General features: G+C 49.3%; 17 protein-coding genes and 4 tRNA genes. 16 read left to right on the top strand and 5 right to left on the bottom strand.

All coding sequences use genetic code 11. The annotated features are described in order from the left end of the window. The 12 genes from ccsB to CTH_RS08440 all read left to right on the top strand — a co-directional run bounded on the left by ccsB (position 1) and on the right by CTH_RS08440 (position 12,833). Positions 1-834: a c-type cytochrome biogenesis protein CcsB gene (gene ccsB / locus CTH_RS08495; protein ID WP_107753548.1), complete on the top strand. Its 834-nt coding sequence runs from the start codon at positions 1-3 to the stop codon at positions 832-834. Between the two features lie 77 nt (positions 835-911). Beyond that, on the top strand, positions 912-1,553 hold the full coding sequence (locus CTH_RS08490; protein ID WP_078666070.1) for a precorrin-2 dehydrogenase/sirohydrochlorin ferrochelatase family protein: 642 nt from the start codon (positions 912-914) through the stop codon (positions 1,551-1,553). Continuing rightward, positions 1,522-2,847 carry a glutamyl-tRNA reductase gene (gene hemA, locus CTH_RS08485; RefSeq protein WP_078666071.1) on the top strand — a complete coding sequence of 442 codons (1,326 nt, stop codon included), beginning with the start codon at positions 1,522-1,524 and terminating at the stop codon, positions 2,845-2,847. Before CTH_RS08490 ends, hemA begins: the two co-directional genes overlap by 32 nt. Then, complete coding sequence (gene hemC / locus CTH_RS08480; protein WP_078666072.1) at positions 2,844-3,773, top strand: hydroxymethylbilane synthase; 930 nt, start codon at positions 2,844-2,846, stop codon at positions 3,771-3,773. Before hemA ends, hemC begins: the two co-directional genes overlap by 4 nt. Continuing rightward, a complete protein-coding gene (gene cobA, locus CTH_RS08475; protein WP_107753546.1) occupies positions 3,774-5,288 on the top strand; it encodes a uroporphyrinogen-III C-methyltransferase in 1,515 nt (504 codons plus the stop codon). Between the two features lie 20 nt (positions 5,289-5,308). Next, positions 5,309-6,289: a porphobilinogen synthase gene (gene hemB / locus CTH_RS08470; protein WP_107753544.1), complete on the top strand. Its 981-nt coding sequence runs from the start codon at positions 5,309-5,311 to the stop codon at positions 6,287-6,289. Continuing rightward, positions 6,289-7,284 carry a putative heme d1 biosynthesis radical SAM protein NirJ2 gene (gene nirJ2, locus CTH_RS08465; RefSeq protein WP_107753542.1) on the top strand — a complete coding sequence of 332 codons (996 nt, stop codon included), beginning with the start codon at positions 6,289-6,291 and terminating at the stop codon, positions 7,282-7,284. Before hemB ends, nirJ2 begins: the two co-directional genes overlap by 1 nt. A gap of 92 nt (positions 7,285-7,376) precedes the next feature. Continuing rightward, positions 7,377-8,684, top strand: coding sequence for a glutamate-1-semialdehyde 2,1-aminomutase (gene hemL, locus CTH_RS08460; protein ID WP_078666076.1), 1,308 nt, complete (start codon positions 7,377-7,379; stop codon positions 8,682-8,684). Between the two features lie 4 nt (positions 8,685-8,688). Then, entirely contained in the window at positions 8,689-8,955 is a 267-nt protein-coding gene (locus CTH_RS08455) for a hypothetical protein (RefSeq protein WP_078666077.1), read from the top strand. A 17-nt stretch (positions 8,956-8,972) separates the two neighbouring features. Further along, positions 8,973-9,749, top strand: coding sequence for a CheR family methyltransferase (locus CTH_RS08450; RefSeq protein ID WP_242946576.1), 777 nt, complete (start codon positions 8,973-8,975; stop codon positions 9,747-9,749). Between the two features lie 36 nt (positions 9,750-9,785). Then, on the top strand, positions 9,786-10,844 hold the full coding sequence (gene cax, locus CTH_RS08445) for a calcium/proton exchanger (protein ID WP_107753540.1): 1,059 nt from the start codon (positions 9,786-9,788) through the stop codon (positions 10,842-10,844). 57 nt (positions 10,845-10,901) lie between these two features. Beyond that, the gene (locus CTH_RS08440) at positions 10,902-12,833 is read left to right on the top strand and encodes a cell division FtsA domain-containing protein (RefSeq protein WP_159073843.1); all 1,932 of its coding nucleotides are present in this window, start codon (positions 10,902-10,904) and stop codon (positions 12,831-12,833) included. 40 nt (positions 12,834-12,873) lie between these two features. Here CTH_RS08440 and CTH_RS08435 read toward each other — a convergent pair. The 3 genes from CTH_RS08435 to CTH_RS08425 all read right to left on the bottom strand — a co-directional run bounded on the left by CTH_RS08435 (position 12,874) and on the right by CTH_RS08425 (position 14,273). After that, positions 12,874-12,960, bottom strand: a tRNA-Leu gene (locus tag CTH_RS08435). A gap of 9 nt (positions 12,961-12,969) precedes the next feature. Beyond that, a tRNA-Pro gene (locus tag CTH_RS08430) sits at positions 12,970-13,046 on the bottom strand. A 51-nt stretch (positions 13,047-13,097) separates the two neighbouring features. Further along, positions 13,098-14,273 carry a class I SAM-dependent rRNA methyltransferase gene (locus tag CTH_RS08425; RefSeq protein WP_078666685.1) on the bottom strand — a complete coding sequence of 392 codons (1,176 nt, stop codon included), beginning with the start codon at positions 14,271-14,273 and terminating at the stop codon, positions 13,098-13,100. A gap of 100 nt (positions 14,274-14,373) precedes the next feature. On the opposite strand from CTH_RS08425, the gene CTH_RS08420 reads away from it, so the two are divergent. Then, entirely contained in the window at positions 14,374-15,375 is a 1,002-nt protein-coding gene (locus CTH_RS08420; protein ID WP_107753536.1) for an asparaginase, read from the top strand. A gap of 25 nt (positions 15,376-15,400) precedes the next feature. Continuing rightward, positions 15,401-15,595, top strand: a complete 195-nt coding sequence (locus tag CTH_RS08415; RefSeq protein WP_107753534.1) for a hypothetical protein — start codon at positions 15,401-15,403, stop codon at positions 15,593-15,595. Positions 15,596-15,683: 88 nt separating this feature from the next. Here the strand turns inward: CTH_RS08415 and CTH_RS08410 are convergent. Continuing rightward, positions 15,684-15,770 (bottom strand) — tRNA-Leu (locus CTH_RS08410). A 15-nt stretch (positions 15,771-15,785) separates the two neighbouring features. Continuing rightward, positions 15,786-15,871: transfer RNA gene (locus CTH_RS08405), tRNA-Tyr, on the bottom strand. A 91-nt stretch (positions 15,872-15,962) separates the two neighbouring features. Between CTH_RS08405 and CTH_RS08400 the strand changes: the two genes are divergently transcribed. Both CTH_RS08400 and CTH_RS08395 read left to right on the top strand, forming a co-directional pair. Further along, positions 15,963-16,535 carry a hypothetical protein gene (locus tag CTH_RS08400; protein ID WP_107753532.1) on the top strand — a complete coding sequence of 191 codons (573 nt, stop codon included), beginning with the start codon at positions 15,963-15,965 and terminating at the stop codon, positions 16,533-16,535. A 75-nt stretch (positions 16,536-16,610) separates the two neighbouring features. Then, a complete protein-coding gene (locus tag CTH_RS08395; RefSeq protein WP_107753530.1) occupies positions 16,611-17,591 on the top strand; it encodes a hypothetical protein in 981 nt (326 codons plus the stop codon). Positions 17,592-17,780 lie beyond the last annotated feature (189 nt).

The following is a 17,780-nucleotide window of genomic DNA, read 5'->3' as shown; positions in this document are numbered from 1 at the left end:
GTGAGTGAGCTGTCTTTATATTATCTAACCATTGGTTTTTATCTGATTTCCTCCCTGTGTTACCTGGGATATTTATTGACTAAAAACGATACTATTGGTAAAGTGGCAACGGGTACTGCTTTTGCAGGTCTACTTTCTAATTTTGCCGGGCTGATCATGAGAACGGTAACCACCGGGCATCCACCTTTTACCAATATGTATGAGTATTCTTCTTCTTTTGCCTTTGGTGTAATGCTGATCTATCTCTTTGCTGAGTGGAAGTACGATATGCGCATCGCCGGGGCTTTCGTAGTTCCCGTAGCCTTTGTGCTGGAGATTTCCACCATGATGCTGGGTTTGCCTTTTGAAGGCAGCAAAGAATTGATGCCTGCTCTGCAAAGCAACTGGCTGCATGCCCATGTGGCTACTGCCATTATTGCCTATGGTGCCTTTGCTTTTTCCTGTGGTTTGGCCATTATGTACCTCTGGAAAGAAAAAATGGAGGCTGTGGGCAGCACCAGCTGGTTTAACCGGGAGTTGCCCAGGGCAGCTTTGCTGGATGAGCTTTCCTATCGCTTTATTGCCTTTGGTTTTCCTTTGATGTCCCTGGTCATCATCACCGGGGCAGTCTGGGCAGAGTTTGCCTGGGGTCGCTACTGGAGCTGGGACCCTAAAGAAACCTGGTCCTTGATTACCTGGTTGGTCTACTCTGCTTATTTGCATGCCCGTTTAACCTATGGCTGGAAAGGGCGCCGGGCAGCCTGGATGGCGATTATTGGCTTTTTAACTGTGCTGTTTACCTACTTCGGAGTTAATATCCTGTTGCCAGGTTTGCATTCTTATTCCGGGGCGTAAAAAATCGCATGTAGGCAGGATTTTTACGAAATATGACGAATTAATTTTTATTCCCTGATAGTTTAGGAGGGGCTGAGGTGCTGTATCCAATTTTTCTCCGTCTGGACGGCAAGAAATGTCTGGTAGTTGGCGGAGGCCAGGTGGCAGAACGGAAAATAGCTGGCTTGCTCCAGGCAGGAGCAGGGGTACTGGTAGTCAGCCCTGAGGTAACAGAAAGAATTGAAGGATGGGCCGGCGCCGGTCGCGTAATGTGGTACCGGCGCCTTTTTCAACCCGATGATGTGGAACAGGCACATCTGGTCTATGCAGCCACAGATGATGCTGCGGTTAATGCCAGGATTGCCCGGGAGTGCCAGCAAAGGAAGATCTGGGTCAATGTGGTTGATGACCCGGAACGGGGGGACTTCTATCTGCCGGCAGTTCTGAGGCGGGGCCATTTGCAGCTGGCTGTCTCCACGGGAGGACAGAGTCCGGTGTTTGCCCGCAAATTAAGGGATCATCTGGCGCGATCTATAGGACCTGAGTATGGAGAGATCAATGATTTGCTCGGTGAACTCAGGCAAATTTTACTTGCCAGAATTCCTGACCCAGGGGAACGCCAGAGGATTATGGAGGGTTTACTGGCGGAGGGATTCTGGGAGGATCTGGTCCGGGGAGAAATGGAGAAGGTAAAGGAGCGGATAAAAAATGTTTTTGGTGACTGTTGGCCTCAATCATAAGACTGCTCCGGTGGAAATCAGAGAAAAACTGGCTTTTACTGAAAGCCAATTGCCTGAGGCCTTGCAAACCTTGAAACAATATCCGGCCATTGATGGGTGTGTACTACTATCCACTTGTAACCGTACGGAGATTTATGCGGCTTGCACAGATATGACCCAGGGTTTAAAATCCATAAAAACTTTTCTGATGGAATGCTTGCATGAAGAAGAATGTGAAATTGATAACTTCCTCTATATTCATACCCTCTATGACTGTGTCCATCATCTGTTTCGAGTTGCATCCGGACTGGATTCGATGATACTAGGTGAGACCCAGATTCTAGGCCAGGTGCGCCAGGCCTATCAAATTGCCAGTGCGGCGGAAAGCACCAATAAAATCATTAACACTCTGTTTCATAAGGCTATTGCTGTTGGCAAACGGGTAAGAACCGAGACGGAAATCGACAAAAATGCTGTTTCTATCAGCTATGCTGCAGTAGAGCTGGCTCGCCAGCTGTTTGGCACCCTGGAAGGCAAGGCCATTCTGATCATTGGCGCCGGGAAAATGAGTGAGCTGACGGCAAAACACCTGGTGGCCAACGGAGTTACCAGTGTGCTGGTTTCCAACCGCTCTTATGATAAAGCAGTGGAGCTGGCTGAGAAATTTGGCGGTAAAGCAGTGAAATTCGATCAATTAGTGGAATGCCTGATTCAGGCTGATATTGTAATCAGTGCTACCGCCGCCCGCCATGCCATTATTTTGCCGGAAATTGTGCAAAAAGTTATGCAAACCAGACAATACCGGCCCATATTTTTGATTGATATCGCCGTACCTCGGGACATCGATCCGGAAGTGGCCACCATTAAGGGAGTAACCCTCTTCGATATTGATGATTTGCAAAATGTGGTAGATCGCAATTTACAGGAACGGAAAAAAGAGGCCGTCAAGGCCCAGAAAATAGTGGATGAAGAAATCAAGGAGTTTTTCAGCTGGTTAAATACCCAGTTTGTGGTGCCAACCATTGTAGCTCTGAAACAGTTTGGGGAAGAAATCAAACAACGGGAGCTGGAAAAGGCGTTTAATAAACTGGGCGATTTAACGGAACGAGAGCGCAATATTATCCAGGCTCTGGCCCATAGCATCGTTAACAGTATTTTACATCGGCCAATTGTTAATCTTAAAGCTTATGCCCAGACCAGTCACGGTCATCTCTATACCGAAATTTTGCAAAACCTGTTTGATTTACAGATAGAAGGACAGAGAATAAAACCAGGCAAACCCATGGCAGCAGAAGAAGTGGAGGAATTGGTATGAGCAAAACGGTAAGGGTTGGCACCCGGGACAGCGCCCTGGCCATGTGGCAAACGGAATGGGTGGTAACCCAGTTGAGAAAATTGTACCCCGACCTGGGCCTGGAGATCGTACCCATGAAAACCCAGGGAGATAAAATTCTGGATGTGGCACTGGCCAAAATCGGTGACAAAGGGCTTTTTACCAAGGAACTGGAAGTTGCTATGCTGGCAGGGAAAATAGACATGGCGGTGCATAGCATGAAGGACCTGCCGACCCGTTTGCCTGACGGTTTGGCCCTGGGAGCCATCTGTGTCCGGGAAAACCCCGGCGATGTGCTGATCAGTCCTAAGGGTTATACCCTTGCCACCCTTCCTCAGGGGGCAAAAGTGGCTACATCTAGCCTGAGAAGACGGGCCCAGCTTCTGGCTTACCGGCCTGATTTGCAAATAGTGGATATGCGGGGCAATCTGGCTACCCGCTTTCGCAAAATGGAGGAGCAGCAGCTGGATGGTATGATCCTGGCAGCAGCCGGGGTTTTACGCCTGGGCTGGCAGGAACGTATCACCCAGTATATACCTTTTGAGATCAGCCTGCCTGCGGTAGGGCAGGGGTCGATTGGGATTGAAATCAGGGAAAATGATGAAGAGATTAAAGAGCTGTTACGACCGCTTAATGACAGAGCTGCTGCTAAGGCTATCCTGGCAGAAAGGGCTTTCCTGCGCAAATTAGAAGGCGGTTGTCAAATTCCGATTGGAGCTTATGGCGTTTTACAGGGTGAACAGCTGATTTTACAGGGTGTGGTAGCTTCCCTGGATGGACAGAAATTAATCAGAAAACAGATAAATGGCAATCCTGAAGCGGCGGAAGAGCTGGGGGAAAGACTGGCCGAGCTCATGCTGGCTGAAGGAGCTGATCGGATACTGGCGGAGGTAAGGGAGCTGAGTTAGATGCAAAAAGGTTTTGTTTATCTGGTCGGTGCGGGCCCGGGAGATCCGAAACTGATCACTCTACGGGGACTGGAGTGTATCAGCAAGGCAGATGTTATTGTTTATGACCGGTTGGCCAGTCCCAAACTTCTGACTTATGCCCGTAAAGATGCTGAACTGATCTTTGCCGGAAAGGAACCGGACAAGCATACCTTTCGACAGCAGGAAATCAATGCTTTACTGGTGGAAAAGGCCCTGGCAGGGAAAATTGTCACCCGCCTGAAGGGGGGTGACCCCTTCGTTTTTGGAAGGGGGGGCGAGGAGGCCGAGGCCCTGGTGGAGCATGGGATTGGTTTTGAAATTGTGCCAGGGATTACTTCTGCTATTGCGGTACCGGCCTACGCCGGGATACCTGTCACTCATCGGGAACTATCGGCCAGTCTGGCTATTATTACCGGCAATGAGGATCCGGAAAAGGGAAACAGTCAAATCAGATGGGAACATTTAGCTACCGGGGCAGGTACCCTGGTAATATTGATGGGTATGGCCAACTTGCCCTTAATCGTGGAGAAACTCATTGAACATGGCCGTTCACCAGAGACCCCGGTTGCCATCATTCGCTGGGGGACCAGGCCGGAACAAATAACGGTAACGGCTACCCTGGCTGATATCGTGGAAAAGGCCAGGGCTGCTGGGGTCAAACATCCGGCTACTATTGTAGTGGGAGAAGTAGTGACAATGCGGGATAAGCTGCGCTGGTATGAAGCTAAACCCCTCTTCGGTCAGCGGATTGTGGTGACCCGAGCAAGAGAACAGGCCAGCAGCCTGACCAGCAAACTGGAAGAACTGGGTGCCGAAGTCTGGGAGTTTCCTGCCATTGAAATTACCGACCCGCTGGATTTTGGTCCCCTGGATCAGGCGATTAATGAGCTGCAGAGTTACAACTATATCATTTTTACCAGTGTGAATGGGGTTGAGCGCTTTTTCCGCCGTCTCTGGCAGCAGGGCAAGGATGTACGCGAACTGGCTGGTATCGAGATTTGCGCCATCGGTCCTAAAACCAGGGATGAGATTGAAAGGCGGGGTATTCGTTGTTCCTTTATCCCGGAGGAATACCGGGCTGAAGCCATTGTTGAGGTTCTGAAGCAAACTGACCTGGCCGGGAAAAGGGTACTATTGCCCCGGGCGGATATAGCCAGAAAGGTGTTACCGGAAGAATTGCGCAAGCTGGGGGCTGAGGTTACAGAAGTGGATGCCTACCGGACTGTGGCTGGTTCCGGGGATAAAGCCCTGTTACGGCGTCTGTTGCAGGAGAAGACCATCTCCTGGGTTACCTTTACCAGCTCATCAACAGTGAAGAACTTTATTAAATTGCTAGGAGAAGATTACCAGGAGCTGTTGCAAACTGTTAAACTGGCTTCCATAGGGCCTATTACTTCCCAGACCGCCAGGGAGCTGGGACTGACGATAACCGTGGAGGCCCGGGAATACACCATTGACGGTTTGGTCACAGCAATTGTGGAAAGTATGGTATAATGGAGACGGAGGGAAGGAATATGGGTTTTCCGGTTAACCGCCCGCGGCGGCTAAGGCGTAATGAAACCATGCGGCGACTGGTGCGGGAAAATCATTTGCGGGTCGAAGACCTGGTTTATCCTCTTTTTGTTACTCAGGGCCAGGGCTTTCGCAAGGAAATTGAATCCATGCCAGGGGTAGCCCAGCTTTCAGTGGATCTGGCAGTGGAAGAAGCGCAGAAGGCAGCTGAACTGGGGATCCCGGCAGTTATCCTGTTTGGTATTCCCGCCTACAAGGATGAAACAGGCAGCAGTGCCTGGGCCGAGGATGAGGCAGTGCAAAGAGCTGTGCGGGAAATCAAAAAGACAGTACCGCAGCTGCTGGTGATTACCGATGTTTGCCTCTGTGAATATACCAGCCATGGGCATTGTGGCCTGCTTCAGGGCCAGGAAGTGGCCAATGATCCTACCCTGGAGTTACTGGCCCGCACAGCTCTCAGCCATGCCCGGGCCGGGGCGGACATCGTGGCTCCGTCGGATATGATGGACGGCAGGGTGGCAGCCATTCGCACCATGCTGGACCACCATGGCTATCAGGATGTTGCCATCATGTCCTATGCGGTTAAATATGCTTCTGCTTATTATGGCCCTTTTCGGGAGGTAGCCGAATCGGCACCGCAATTCGGAGATCGCAAGGCTTATCAGATGGATCCTGCCAATAGCCGGGAAGCATTAAAAGAGGTTGCCCTTGATCTGGAAGAAGGAGCCGATATTGTCATGGTCAAGCCGGCTCTGGCTTACATGGATATAATCCGTCAGGTCAAGGATGCAGTGGTGGTACCAGTGGCAGCCTATAATGTCAGCGGTGAATATGCCATGATCAAGGCTGCGGCCCGTCTGGGCTGGATAGATGAAAAACGGATTGTGCTGGAAACGATGCTTGGCTTTAAACGGGCCGGGGCTGATATAATCCTGACCTATCATGCCCTGGATGTAGCGAAGTGGTTGAAGGAGGGCTATTAATGATTATTTCCTGGAATACTACTAATCAATGCAACATGTATTGTGAACATTGCTACCGGGATGCAGGAGCCAAAGCTTCAGAGGAATTGTCCACCGAAGAAGGCAAGGCTTTGCTGGAGGAAATAGCTAAAGCTGGCTTTAAGATAATGATTTTCAGTGGTGGCGAGCCTCTCATGCGGCCGGATATTTTCGAGCTGGTGGAACATGCCGTTAAGCTGGGGCTGCGGCCGGTGTTTGGTACCAACGGTACTCTGATAACTCCGGAAGTGGCCCGCCGCCTGAAAGAAGTAGGCACTATGGGTGTGGGTATTTCTCTGGACAGCATTGATGCAGACAAGCACGATAAATTCAGAGCCTATCCCGGCGCCTGGCGGGATGCTCTCAAGGGCATGAAAAATTGCCGGGATGCCGGCTTACCGTTCCAGATCCATACCACAGTAGTAGACTGGAACTATGATGAAGTGGAAAAGATCACTGACCTGGCGGTGGGAATGGGGGCGGTGGCTCACCATATCTTCTTCCTGGTGCCTACCGGCCGGGCTGTTAACATTGAAGAAGAATCTTTGCGGGCAGAACAATATGAAGCTCTGCTAACCCGGATCATGAAAAAACAGCAGGAAGTGGATATTGAACTGAAGCCAACCTGTGCTCCACAGTTCATGCGCATTGCCAAGGAAATGGGCATGGATTTGCGTTTTGGCCGAGGCTGTCTGGCCGGAACATCCTACTGTATCATTTCCCCCAAAGGAGATGTGCAGCCCTGTGCCTATCTGAATATTCCGATGGGGAATGTAAGAGATATTCCCTTCAGCAAAATCTGGGCAGAAAATCCGGTGCTGCAGGAATTGCGTACCCTCAACTATTCCGGTGGATGTGGTGTGTGCAAGTACAAGAAAATCTGTGGCGGATGCCGGGCCCGGGCAGCTTTCTACAATAACGGGGACTACATGGCAGAGGAGCCCTGGTGTCTCTATCATGGGCGCAAAGGCTACTAAAAAATGGGAAGGTGGGAAAAGCGGACAGGGGAGTTAATCTCCTGTCCCTTATCTCCATCTAAGGCCAGCCAATAGAAAGGGAGGATCGGATCGTGCATAAGGGTTTTAACCGCTCGCTCGAATTGTTTGCTGAGGCACAGCAGTATATTCCCGGTGGAGTAAACAGTCCTGTCCGGGCTTTTAAAGCAGTAGGAGGTCAGCCTGTCTTTTTTGTCCGGGGACAGGGGTCAAAAATTTATGATGTAGATGGCAATGAGTATATTGATTATGTGGGTTCCTGGGGGCCGTTGATTCTCGGACATTGCCATCCGGCTGTGACTGAAGCTTTACATAAATGGGTTGATCTGGGCACCAGCTTTGGTGCTCCCACGGAACTGGAAACCCGTCTGGCCCGGATGGTGATTGAGCGCGTGCCATCTGTGGAAATGGTGCGGATGGTTAACTCCGGTACGGAAGCTACTATGAGCGCTTTGCGGTTGGCCCGGGCCTACACAGGTCGCAATAAAATCGTTAAATTTGAAGGTTGTTATCACGGGCATGCGGATTCGCTTCTTATCAAGGCAGGTTCCGGGGCTCTCACCCTGGGAGTACCCACCAGCCCTGGAGTGCCAGTCAATATTGCCAGTAATACCATTACCGCCCGGTTTAATGACCTGGCCATGCTGGAGGAGATTTTTGCCCTGGAGGGCAAAGATATTGCGGCGGTAATCATCGAACCGGTACCTGGCAATATGGGGGTGGTACCGCCTCAGCCTGGTTACCTGGAGGGTGTGCGGGAACTGACCCGGCGTTACGGAACCCTGCTAATCTTTGATGAAGTGATGACCGGTTTTAGGGTGGATTATCACTGTGCCCAGGGCTTGTTCAACATTGAGCCTGATTTGACCTGTTTCGGTAAAGTCATTGGTGGCGGCTTGCCGGTAGGAGCTTATGGTGGCAAAAAGGAAATTATGTCCATGGTTGCTCCCGCTGGTCCTGTCTATCAGGCAGGCACGCTATCCGGTAACCCTCTGGCCATGGCTGCCGGGATAGCCACTCTGGAACAATTAACCCCTGTAGCATATGAGGAATTGGAAAGAAAGAGTGCCAGACTGGCAGAGGGAATGGCCCGAGCCGCAAAAGAAGCAGGGCTGGAATTGACTCAGAATCGGGTGGGTTCCATGGTATGTACCTTCTTTACCAGTCAGCCGGTGGTGGACTTCCAGTCGGCCAGCACCTCAGATACACAAGCCTTTGCCCTCTTTTTCCAGGAGATGTTAAAACGCGGGGTTTACCTGGCACCCAGCCAGTTTGAGGCAGCTTTTGTTTCTCTGGCTCATACTGAGGAAGACATCGACCGGACGATTGCCGCTGCCGCAGAATCATTCCGCATAGTGAAAGAACACTGGAAGCGGGGGTAAGAAAATGAAGAAATACCGTCACCTGATCTCAGGTCTGATTGTGGTGGCCATTCTGGCTGTTCTGGTGGTTTCCTTTTTTGCCAATGCCAAAGGCAATCCCCATGGGGAAGACTGGCTGGCCAAACACGGGGAAACTGTAATGCGTAACCGTAACCCGGAAAAAAACTGTCTGAAGTGTCACAGCAAGAAACTGGGGCAGACCAAGGAGAATTTCTGTGACAGGTGCCATCAGGAGCGGGGAGTCAAAGTTCAGTGGCCACAGGCGCAGTAAGTGGAGGGAAGGAGCAGGTGGATCAGTATATTGAGTTTGCCAAACAGATAAACCGCTATTTCGGGGTAGACCTGTTACAGTATAAGCGGCCCCAGATGGAGCGTAGAATTCTGAGCTTGATGCGGACGGTTGGGGTGGATTCCCTGGAGAAATATGTGCAGGTTTTGCGGGGGGATCAAGCCCAGCTGGACAAATTCATGAACCATTTGACCATCAATGTTTCGGAGTTTTACCGCAACCCTGCTCAATGGCAGCAGCTGGAAAAACAGATTTTACCAGAGCTATTGCAGCGATCCCCGAATTTGAAAGTTTGGAGTGCCGGCTGTTCTTCAGGAGAAGAACCTTACACAGTCGCTATGATTTTGAATGAGCTGGCACCTCAGGGGCGGCACCAGATTATCGCTTCTGATATCGATAGTGCTATTCTGGAACGGGCCCAGGAGGGAAGATACAACATAAAATCTGTAGCAGGGCTTCCCGAACCCTACTTCAAAAAATACTTTGACCGGGATGGAGAAGTGGTCCTGGTAAAACCAGAACTAAAGAAGTGGGTTAAATTTAAAAAACATGATTTGCTGAAAGATCCCTATGAGATTTTGTGTGATTTGATTATTTGTCGCAATGTAGTGATCTATTTTACCGAGGAAGCCAAAAATACCATCTATCGCAAGTTTTATAATGCCCTCAAACCGGGAGGAGTTCTGTTTATCGGCAGTACTGAACAGATTTTTCAGGCCCAGGAAATAGGATTTAAATCAGTGGCACTCTTTTTCTACCAGAAAGCGGCGGGATAGATCTTTCTACCCGCCCTTTTTCCGAGGAGGGTTGAAATGAATATTTTCTACTGGCTGCTAGCATTTGTACCTGTATCCATAGCACTGGAATACTGGCATTTTTCTGCCGGCTGGGTGTTGCTTACTGCCTGCCTGGCCATCCTACCTCTGAGCGCCCTGATGGGTAAAGCTACGGAGGAATTGGCCCACTTCACTGGACCGCGGATCGGGGGTTTCCTCAATGGCACTTTTGGCAATGCCGTTGAGCTGATTATCACCCTGATTGCCATCAAAAAGGGCTTGTTTGAAATGGTAAAGGCATCCATCACCGGTTCTATACTGGGCAACCTGTCGCTGGTACTGGGTTTTGCCCTGTTATATGGTGGGATAAAACACCGGGAACAATCTTTTAACCAGCAGGCAGCTGGTATGAATTCCACCATGCTGGCTCTGGCCGTTGCCGGTCTGGTTATTCCGGCTGTGTTTATGTATTCAGCCCATCAACCCCATTCCGACAGGGCTGTTCAGCTTAGCATTGGTGTAGCTGTCGCCCTCTTTCTCGTCTATTTGGCGGCTCTGTTTTTCTCCCTGGTTACTCATCGTGAAATCCTGGCGCCAGTATGTGAGGTGGAAGAGGAGAACGAACCTTGCTGGTCATTGAGAAAAAGCATTACTATTTTGGCCGGAGCTACTGTGCTGGTGGCTGTCACCAGTGAGGTTCTGGTCAGCGCTTTGGAAGAGGTTATTGCTACCTGGCACTGGTCTGAGCTTTTTGTCGGGGTAATACTGGTTCCTATTGTTGGCAATGCAGCTGAGCATTTTTCAGCAGTGCTGATGGCTGGCAAAAACCGAATGGATGCAGCCCTGGAGATTGCAGTGGGTTCCTCGATTCAGATTGCTCTCTTCGTTGCCCCGGTGCTGGTGTTTGCCAGTCTGATTTTTGGCAGACCCATGGACCTGATTTTTCAACCCTTTGAGCTGGCGGCACTGGCAGTATCGATTACAATCGTCAATTTAATTTCTCTGGATGGCAAATCTAACTGGCTGGAGGGGGTTCAGCTGCTGGTTACTTACATAGTGATGGCTCTGGCGTTTTATTTCTTACCAACAGCATAATATTGAATGGGAGTGTATGGGAAAGGCTGTGAGAGCGTGGCAGAGGAGAAATATCAGGTGGTCCTGGATATAGGGACCAGGACATTAATTGGTTTAATCCTGAAACAAGAAGAAAAGGGTTTGAAAGTGGTTACCTGCCAGCGCTGGGAACATCCTGATCGCGCCATGCTGGACGGGCAGATTCATGATATACCGGCTGTAGCAGCGGCAGTAAAGCATGTGGTCGGGCAGCTGGCCAAAAAAGCGCGGCGTCCCATAAGGAGCGTGGCCGTAGCGGCAGCAGGACGTTCTTTGCGTACAGAGCGAGTACGGCTGGAAAAGGACTGGGATTGGGGAAAGCCGGTACAGGCAGGAGATATCAGTGAACTGGAAGAAGAGGCCTTACAGCAAGCTCGTTCTAATGTTACCAGGACCAGACTGGACTGGCATTATCAGTGTGTTGGTTACAGCATAGTACATTACTATTTATCTGGACAGCCAATTGCCAACCTTGTCGGTCAGAGAGGGAACCGGATCGGAGTCGAGCTGATTGCTACCTTTTTGCCCCGGGAAGTAGTGGATTCCTTACAGGCTGTGCTGGATATGACGGGATTGAGTATGGATAGCCTGACTCTGGAGCCTATAGCTGCTGCCCGGGTTGTAATACCTCCTGCGATGCGGCAGTTGTCTCTTGCTTTAGTGGATATCGGAGCCGGAACTGCCGACATAGCGGTTACCCAGCAAGGAGCAATCCAGGGATATGGGATGGTTCCTGAGGCAGGAGATGAAATCACCGAAGCTCTAGCCCAGCTCTTGCTACTGGATTTTAATGAAGCAGAACGTCTTAAACGCTGGCTGAATCAAAAAGATAAGCTGGAATACACTGATATCCTGGGCCAAAAACACCATGCTGAGAGCAGTGAAATAATAAAACTGCTGGAACCCAGGGTACGAGAGCTGGCCCAGAAGATAGGTCAACAAATTTTAGCAATAGCCCCTAAAGGGGTACAGGCGGTCCTGCTGGTCGGGGGCGGTGCCCTGACTCCGGGCCTGGCGCCGTTGCTGGCTGATGAGCTGGGTCTCAGCAGTAACCGGGTAGGCATCAAAGGCAAGGATGCTTTGCAGCAGTGGGTAAACAAGTGGCCGAAAGATTTTGATGGCCCCGATATGATTACCCCTCTGGGGATCGGTTTAACAGCTTTAGCAGGGGAAAATCTCAAACGCTTTCGTTGTTCTGTTAATGGCCAGGATATCGATGTGTTTGGCTGGCAATCTCCCCAGGTACTGGAGGTATTACGGGAGGCTGGAGTACCCCTGCGGGAAATCTTAGGCAAACCTGGAATGGCCTTGAGTTTTACCCTGAACGGGCAATTGCGCCTGGTCAAAGGGGAAGCCGGTCAGCCAGGTCAAATCTGGCTGAATGGCCAGCTGGTGGATTATTCGGCGCGAGTTAGGCCCGGGGACAGGATCGATTATTCTCCGGGGCAACCGGGGGCAGATGCCAGGGTCCGCGTCAAGGAGATTTGGGAGGGGGAAGAATATAGCCGGTTCTGGTTTAATGGTCAGGAGGTACGCTGGCCCTGGACAGTAAAGATTAACGGCCAGACGGTGACCTGGGATAGCTTTATACCTGATCTGGCTACGGTAGAAATAGGACTGGATTTAACTGTAGCCCAATTTTTACAAGGGCAGCAGATAGAGATCGGAAAAGGGGAAATATATCTTAACAAGCAACCTGCTGGTCTGGAGGCAAAAATCAGGCCCGGAGACTGGATTGAATATGAGGTGCGCCGGGAAACAATTATCGTGGATCTGGAAGGACAGGCCCGGGAAATAGAGTGGCAGGAAGGGATGCTGGTTGTGCACGCTCTGGACCTGGTAGGATTCGTTCCCAAGCCCCCCTGGCCGGGAGCAAAAGCCATATTGCTGGTAAATGATAAAATCAGCCAGTTTTCCCAGGCCCTGCAGCCAGGTGATCTAGTCAAGCTTTACTGGCAAAAGGAAGAATAAAAACCGGTTGGTATAACCAACCGGTTTTACTTTCAATTAATGGTGCGGACAAGAGGACTTGAACCTCCACGGGCGTAAGCCCACTAGAACCTGAATCTAGCGCGTCTGCCAATTCCGCCATGTCCGCACATTTAACTGGTCGGAGCGACTGGACTTGAACCAGCGACCTCCACCACCCCAAGATGGCGCTCTACCAAACTGAGCTACGCCCCGACTGACATTGATTATATTAGCGCAAAAACCCCGGATTGTCAAGAGTTTGTTTTAAAGAATTTCTAGGATTAAGAACTTCAAGTAATAGGTCTCTTTGGCAGCCAGCAAAATGGGGTGATCTTTGGATTGTCGCCTTAACTCCAGCAGGCGCACTTGCCGTCCTACATCAAGAGCAGCGCTTTCAATTACTTCCAGAAATAAGTCCTCCTGCATGTGATAAGAACAGGAGCAGGTGATCAAAATACCGGAAGGTGGTAATAATTTCATTGCCCTTAAGTTAATTTCCTTGTAGCCCCGAACGGCGCCTTCCAGAGTTTGCTTACTTTTGGTAAAAGCAGGGGGATCAAGAATTATAACATCAAAGCGGCGTTTTTCCCTGTCCATTTCCCGCAGCACATCAAAGGCATTGCCTACTTGAAAACTGCAGCTGTTTTCTAATCCATTCAGGGAGGCATTTCTCCGGGCTGTTTCAATGGCGTGCTCCGATATATCCAGAGCCAGAACGGAGCGGGCACCATAGTGGGCAGCATGAACAGTAAAGGAGCCAGTGTGACAAAAACAATCCAGCACTGTTCTGTCTTTAACATAAGGGGCAATGGCAGCCCGGTTCTCCTTCTGATCCAGGAAATAGCCGGTTTTTTGGCCATTTTCCATATCGACCAGGAAGGAGAGACCGTTTTCTTTGATTATTACTTCAGGTTGAAACTCTCCATAGAGGACACCTTTAACTTGAGCCAGGCCTTCTAGCTCCCGAACATTGACGTCATTGCGTTCATAGATTGCCCTGGGCTGCAACAGTTCCACCAGTAATTCGGTAAGGAGCTGCTTTTGTTTTTCCATGCCCAGGGTTAATACCTGCATGACCAGGTAGTCTTCAAACTTGTCAATGATAAGCCCGGGCAAGAAGTCTGCTTCGCCAAAAACCAGGCGGTAGGAAGTTGCCTCGGGCATTACTTTTTGCCGGTGTTTCAGGCAATACAGCAATTTTTGTCGAAAAAATTCCCGGTCGATAGTTTCATCTTTGCGGGTAAGCAGCCTGACAGCAATCTGGGAACGGGGATTGTAATAACCGCGGCCGATAAAACGGCCACGGAAATCTACGACATCGACAATTGAGCCGGGCTCAATTCTGGGGTCGACCGAAGCAATTTCGGTAGCATAGACCCAGGGATGACCGGTAGACAGGCGCTTTTGCCGGCCCGGGGCCAGGGTTAGAGTTGGATACAAGTATAATCCCTCCCGCTTACTTAATGAAATTGTTCACAGGTTTATAAGTAGGATTTTAGCAGAAAACAGCGAAATAATAAAGTTAGATGGCAAGGAGGTCATGAATAAAGTGGAAATATTAGCTCAGGTTTTGCGCAACGGACTTGAAGAGAGTGTTCATACCGGCCATATTGTAGTTACTGACCACAATGGAACTATCCTTGCGGCTGTCGGAAACCCTGACTATAAAACTTTCTGGCGTTCAGCAGCCAAGCCAATACAGGCTCTGGCGGTAATCGAAGCAGGCGCAGTGCAAACCTTTGACCTGGAACCGGCAGAAATAGCTTTGCTTTGTGCCAGTCATAATGCTGAGCCGGAGCATATCCGGGTAGCTCAGCAGTTGGCTGCCAAAATCCAGGCTGATGTAACAGAACTGCATTGCGGTTTACATTACCCAACCCATCGGCCAACAGCTCAAGAAATGCGGCAGCGGGGAGAACAACCCCAGCCCTGGCACTCCAACTGTTCGGGCAAGCACCTGGGCATGCTGGCCCTGGCTCGTTGTAAGGGTTGGGATACCCAGGGGTACTGGCTGCCTGAACATCCCGTTCAGCAAGAGATGCTTAATATGGTAAGTAACTATACGGACCAGGCGGTGACAGATATTGGCCTTGGGGTTGATGGCTGCGGGGTGCCGGTCTTTCATTTGCCCCTTAAAAGTATGGCAATGGCTTATGCTCGACTGGTTTCGTCTCATCGCACTTCTGCGGCTGATACAGTAGTAAGGGCAATGATCTCCTCTCCTTACTATGTCGCAGGTAGTGACAGGATATGTACTGATTTGATGCAGGTTACCCGGGGGCGTTTACTGGCCAAATCGGGATATGAAGGGGTCTATTGCGTCGGCCTGGTTGACCAGGGCCAGGGCCTGGCGCTAAAAATCGCAGATGGTAATCCGCGGGCCCTGGGGCCGATATTAATCGAGGCCTTACAACAGCTGGGCTGGTTGACTTCTACCGAGAAAAATAAACTGGCTTCCTACTGGCAAGTTGAAGTTAAAAATTTTCATAATGCTGTAGTTGGGACCATCAAGCCGGTATTTAAACTGGCTTTTCACAGATAAAAACATCAAAGGGGAGGAACAAAAGATGACGGTAGAAAAACTGGCAGGCAAAATTCAGAAGGAGCTGGGTGAGCTGGTTGATCTGGACTTGCAGGATCCGGACCTGGAACGGATTCTGACGCGTCTGATGCGGCATGCCAAACAGGTAGGTGACAGCCAGCTGCAGCAAAAAGTACTTACCTATTATAATGATTATTTGTTTCTAATTGGTGAAGTTTAATATTTGGAGGCCAGCGTTTGGGGGTAGACGCTGGCCTTTTCTCTGGTAAAATAAAAATCCCCATCTTAGGGGATTTAGTTTGCAGATTTGGTGCGGACAAGAGGACTTGAACCTCCACGGGCGTGAGCCCACTAGAACCTGAATCTAGCGCGTCTGCCAATTCCGCCATGTCCGCACGAATTATATTTTATGGTGGAGGAGGTAGGATTCGAACCTACGAAGGCGTCAGCCGGCAGATTTACAGTCTGCTCCCTTTGGCCACTCGGGAACTCCTCCGTGAGACATTTGAAATTATAACGCACTCTTGCTGCTTCGTCAAGCAGGAAAATCATTTTTTTTGTAGAAATTTTGTTTGGAGGTGATAGGAATGAAAAAAAGAAAATATACATTAGCTGTTGTAGTAGTCATAATACTAATCGGAATTGGTCTCCTTTATTATTTTTTGGGGCTGAAGCAGCCGCAACAGGTTAAAGAGGAAAAAGTGCCTGCAATTACTATGGGTCAAATCATACTCTACAATCAGGGCAATGATATCATTATGGGCAGTGACCACCCCCTTTATCCTAAAGTCAAGAAGTTGTTAGAAGAAGCTGTCTATTTTGCGGAAGCTGGCCAGTTCAAGAATGCTATCATACCCGAAGGGGATGTAACAGATCCAGCTAAAGCCAAAGAGATTATGAAAAACAGCGGCGGCTTGCCTCCCAATATTAATGTGGTCAAGAGTGCTGTACCTTCTTTTGGCGCTTTTCTGATGGATGTTCAGCAACTCCAAAACCGCAACAAGTTGAAAATCAACGGTGATCATATCGTAGTGGCAATAGGTGGGAAGAGTGCAGGAACACTCTTTGTCAGAAAGAGTTTTGAAGACCAGAACTGGCAACTATATCAGGTTCCCAGACCCATCATTATGAAAATGGTGGAAGTGGTACGAGCTAAATAATGGACTGGTAGTCATATTGAGCTGGACTGGCTTATATATATGTTAACGAAGTAGGACGATAAAGGGGGCCAGTCTATGCTCAGAAATAAAACTGGATTATTTGTTTTGTTATTATTGTACCTGGCTTTGGCTCAACCGGTTCTGGCGAATCCGCCTGATGAGGAAAAAAGGCAGGCAGAAGAAAGACGTTTACAACACACAATCATCATTGACATTACCGGTGACAGTAAAAAAATCAGCAATTTATCGGCGGTTAGAGCTTTAGCCGGGGAAGGTATTTGGCTGCAAATACCTGATCCCGATAATGTGCGAGATATGAAACCCGCAGCTGAACTGCAGGCATATCTTTATCTGGCCGATTCCCTTTACAGTAACCAGGAGGCTACTCAAGCTTATGACAAGATTGTTCAGGATGCGTCTGAGGAAATCCTCAACCGGGCTAAAGTTTCCTGGGCAGCCGAAAAACCGGAGTTTTTGAAGGTTCAACTTGTTGCCAGCAGTCAATATTTGAGCAGATTAAACAAGCAATTGCTGAATCTCTATGGCTCAATCTACCAGGCTGGCGTCTGGCCCGGAACGCTGTTAGTAATAAATATTAAAGACTCAAGCAATTACCTGTCAATCTGGAAAGGGCCTGGGCTTATGCCTCGTGACCAGAGTTTAATATTACCGGGAGAAATTTACAATCAGGTACTGGAGGCCTGGGTAAATCGACGGCTGTCAAGTCCACCGTTACCGTCGCTGGCATTAGGACAGAACAGTGAACTGCGGTTATGGCAGAAAGAAATTTCCCTCTGGCAACAATCTCTGGCCCGGGTTTATGAGATGCTGGCTGAAAAAGAAAAAGTAATCAGAGACAACGAGACTACTATAAAAAACATTGCCACTCAGCAGGCCAATTGGCAACAAAGGGAACGGGAGCTGCACAATAGATTAACTAAAAATTTGAGGCAAATCCTGTTCTGGCGCGGTGTAGCAGGAGCGCTGATTATTCTTTCTATTTTGTTGTTAATTATTGAATACAGGATACTCCGAAAAAGATATTTGCTTTTTTAGCCCGCAAGTGCGGGTATCTTTTCTTTTTGTATTTATTTTCAGAATTTTTTGGGAACTAGCAGGGAATTAACAATTTGTGTCGAAATATAATTATTAATAACCCGACCTGACCATTTGTATAACAGAAACAACATTTCAAGATTATTTTTCAACACCTAGCAGGATTTTTGTTGACAACGACGAAATAAT

Origin of the sequence: Carboxydocella thermautotrophica (assembly GCA_003054495.1) — a bacterium.
Taxonomy (GTDB): Bacteria; Bacillota.
Note: the sequence above shows the minus strand (reverse complement) of the source record. Positions and strands in the feature narration are given on the sequence as shown.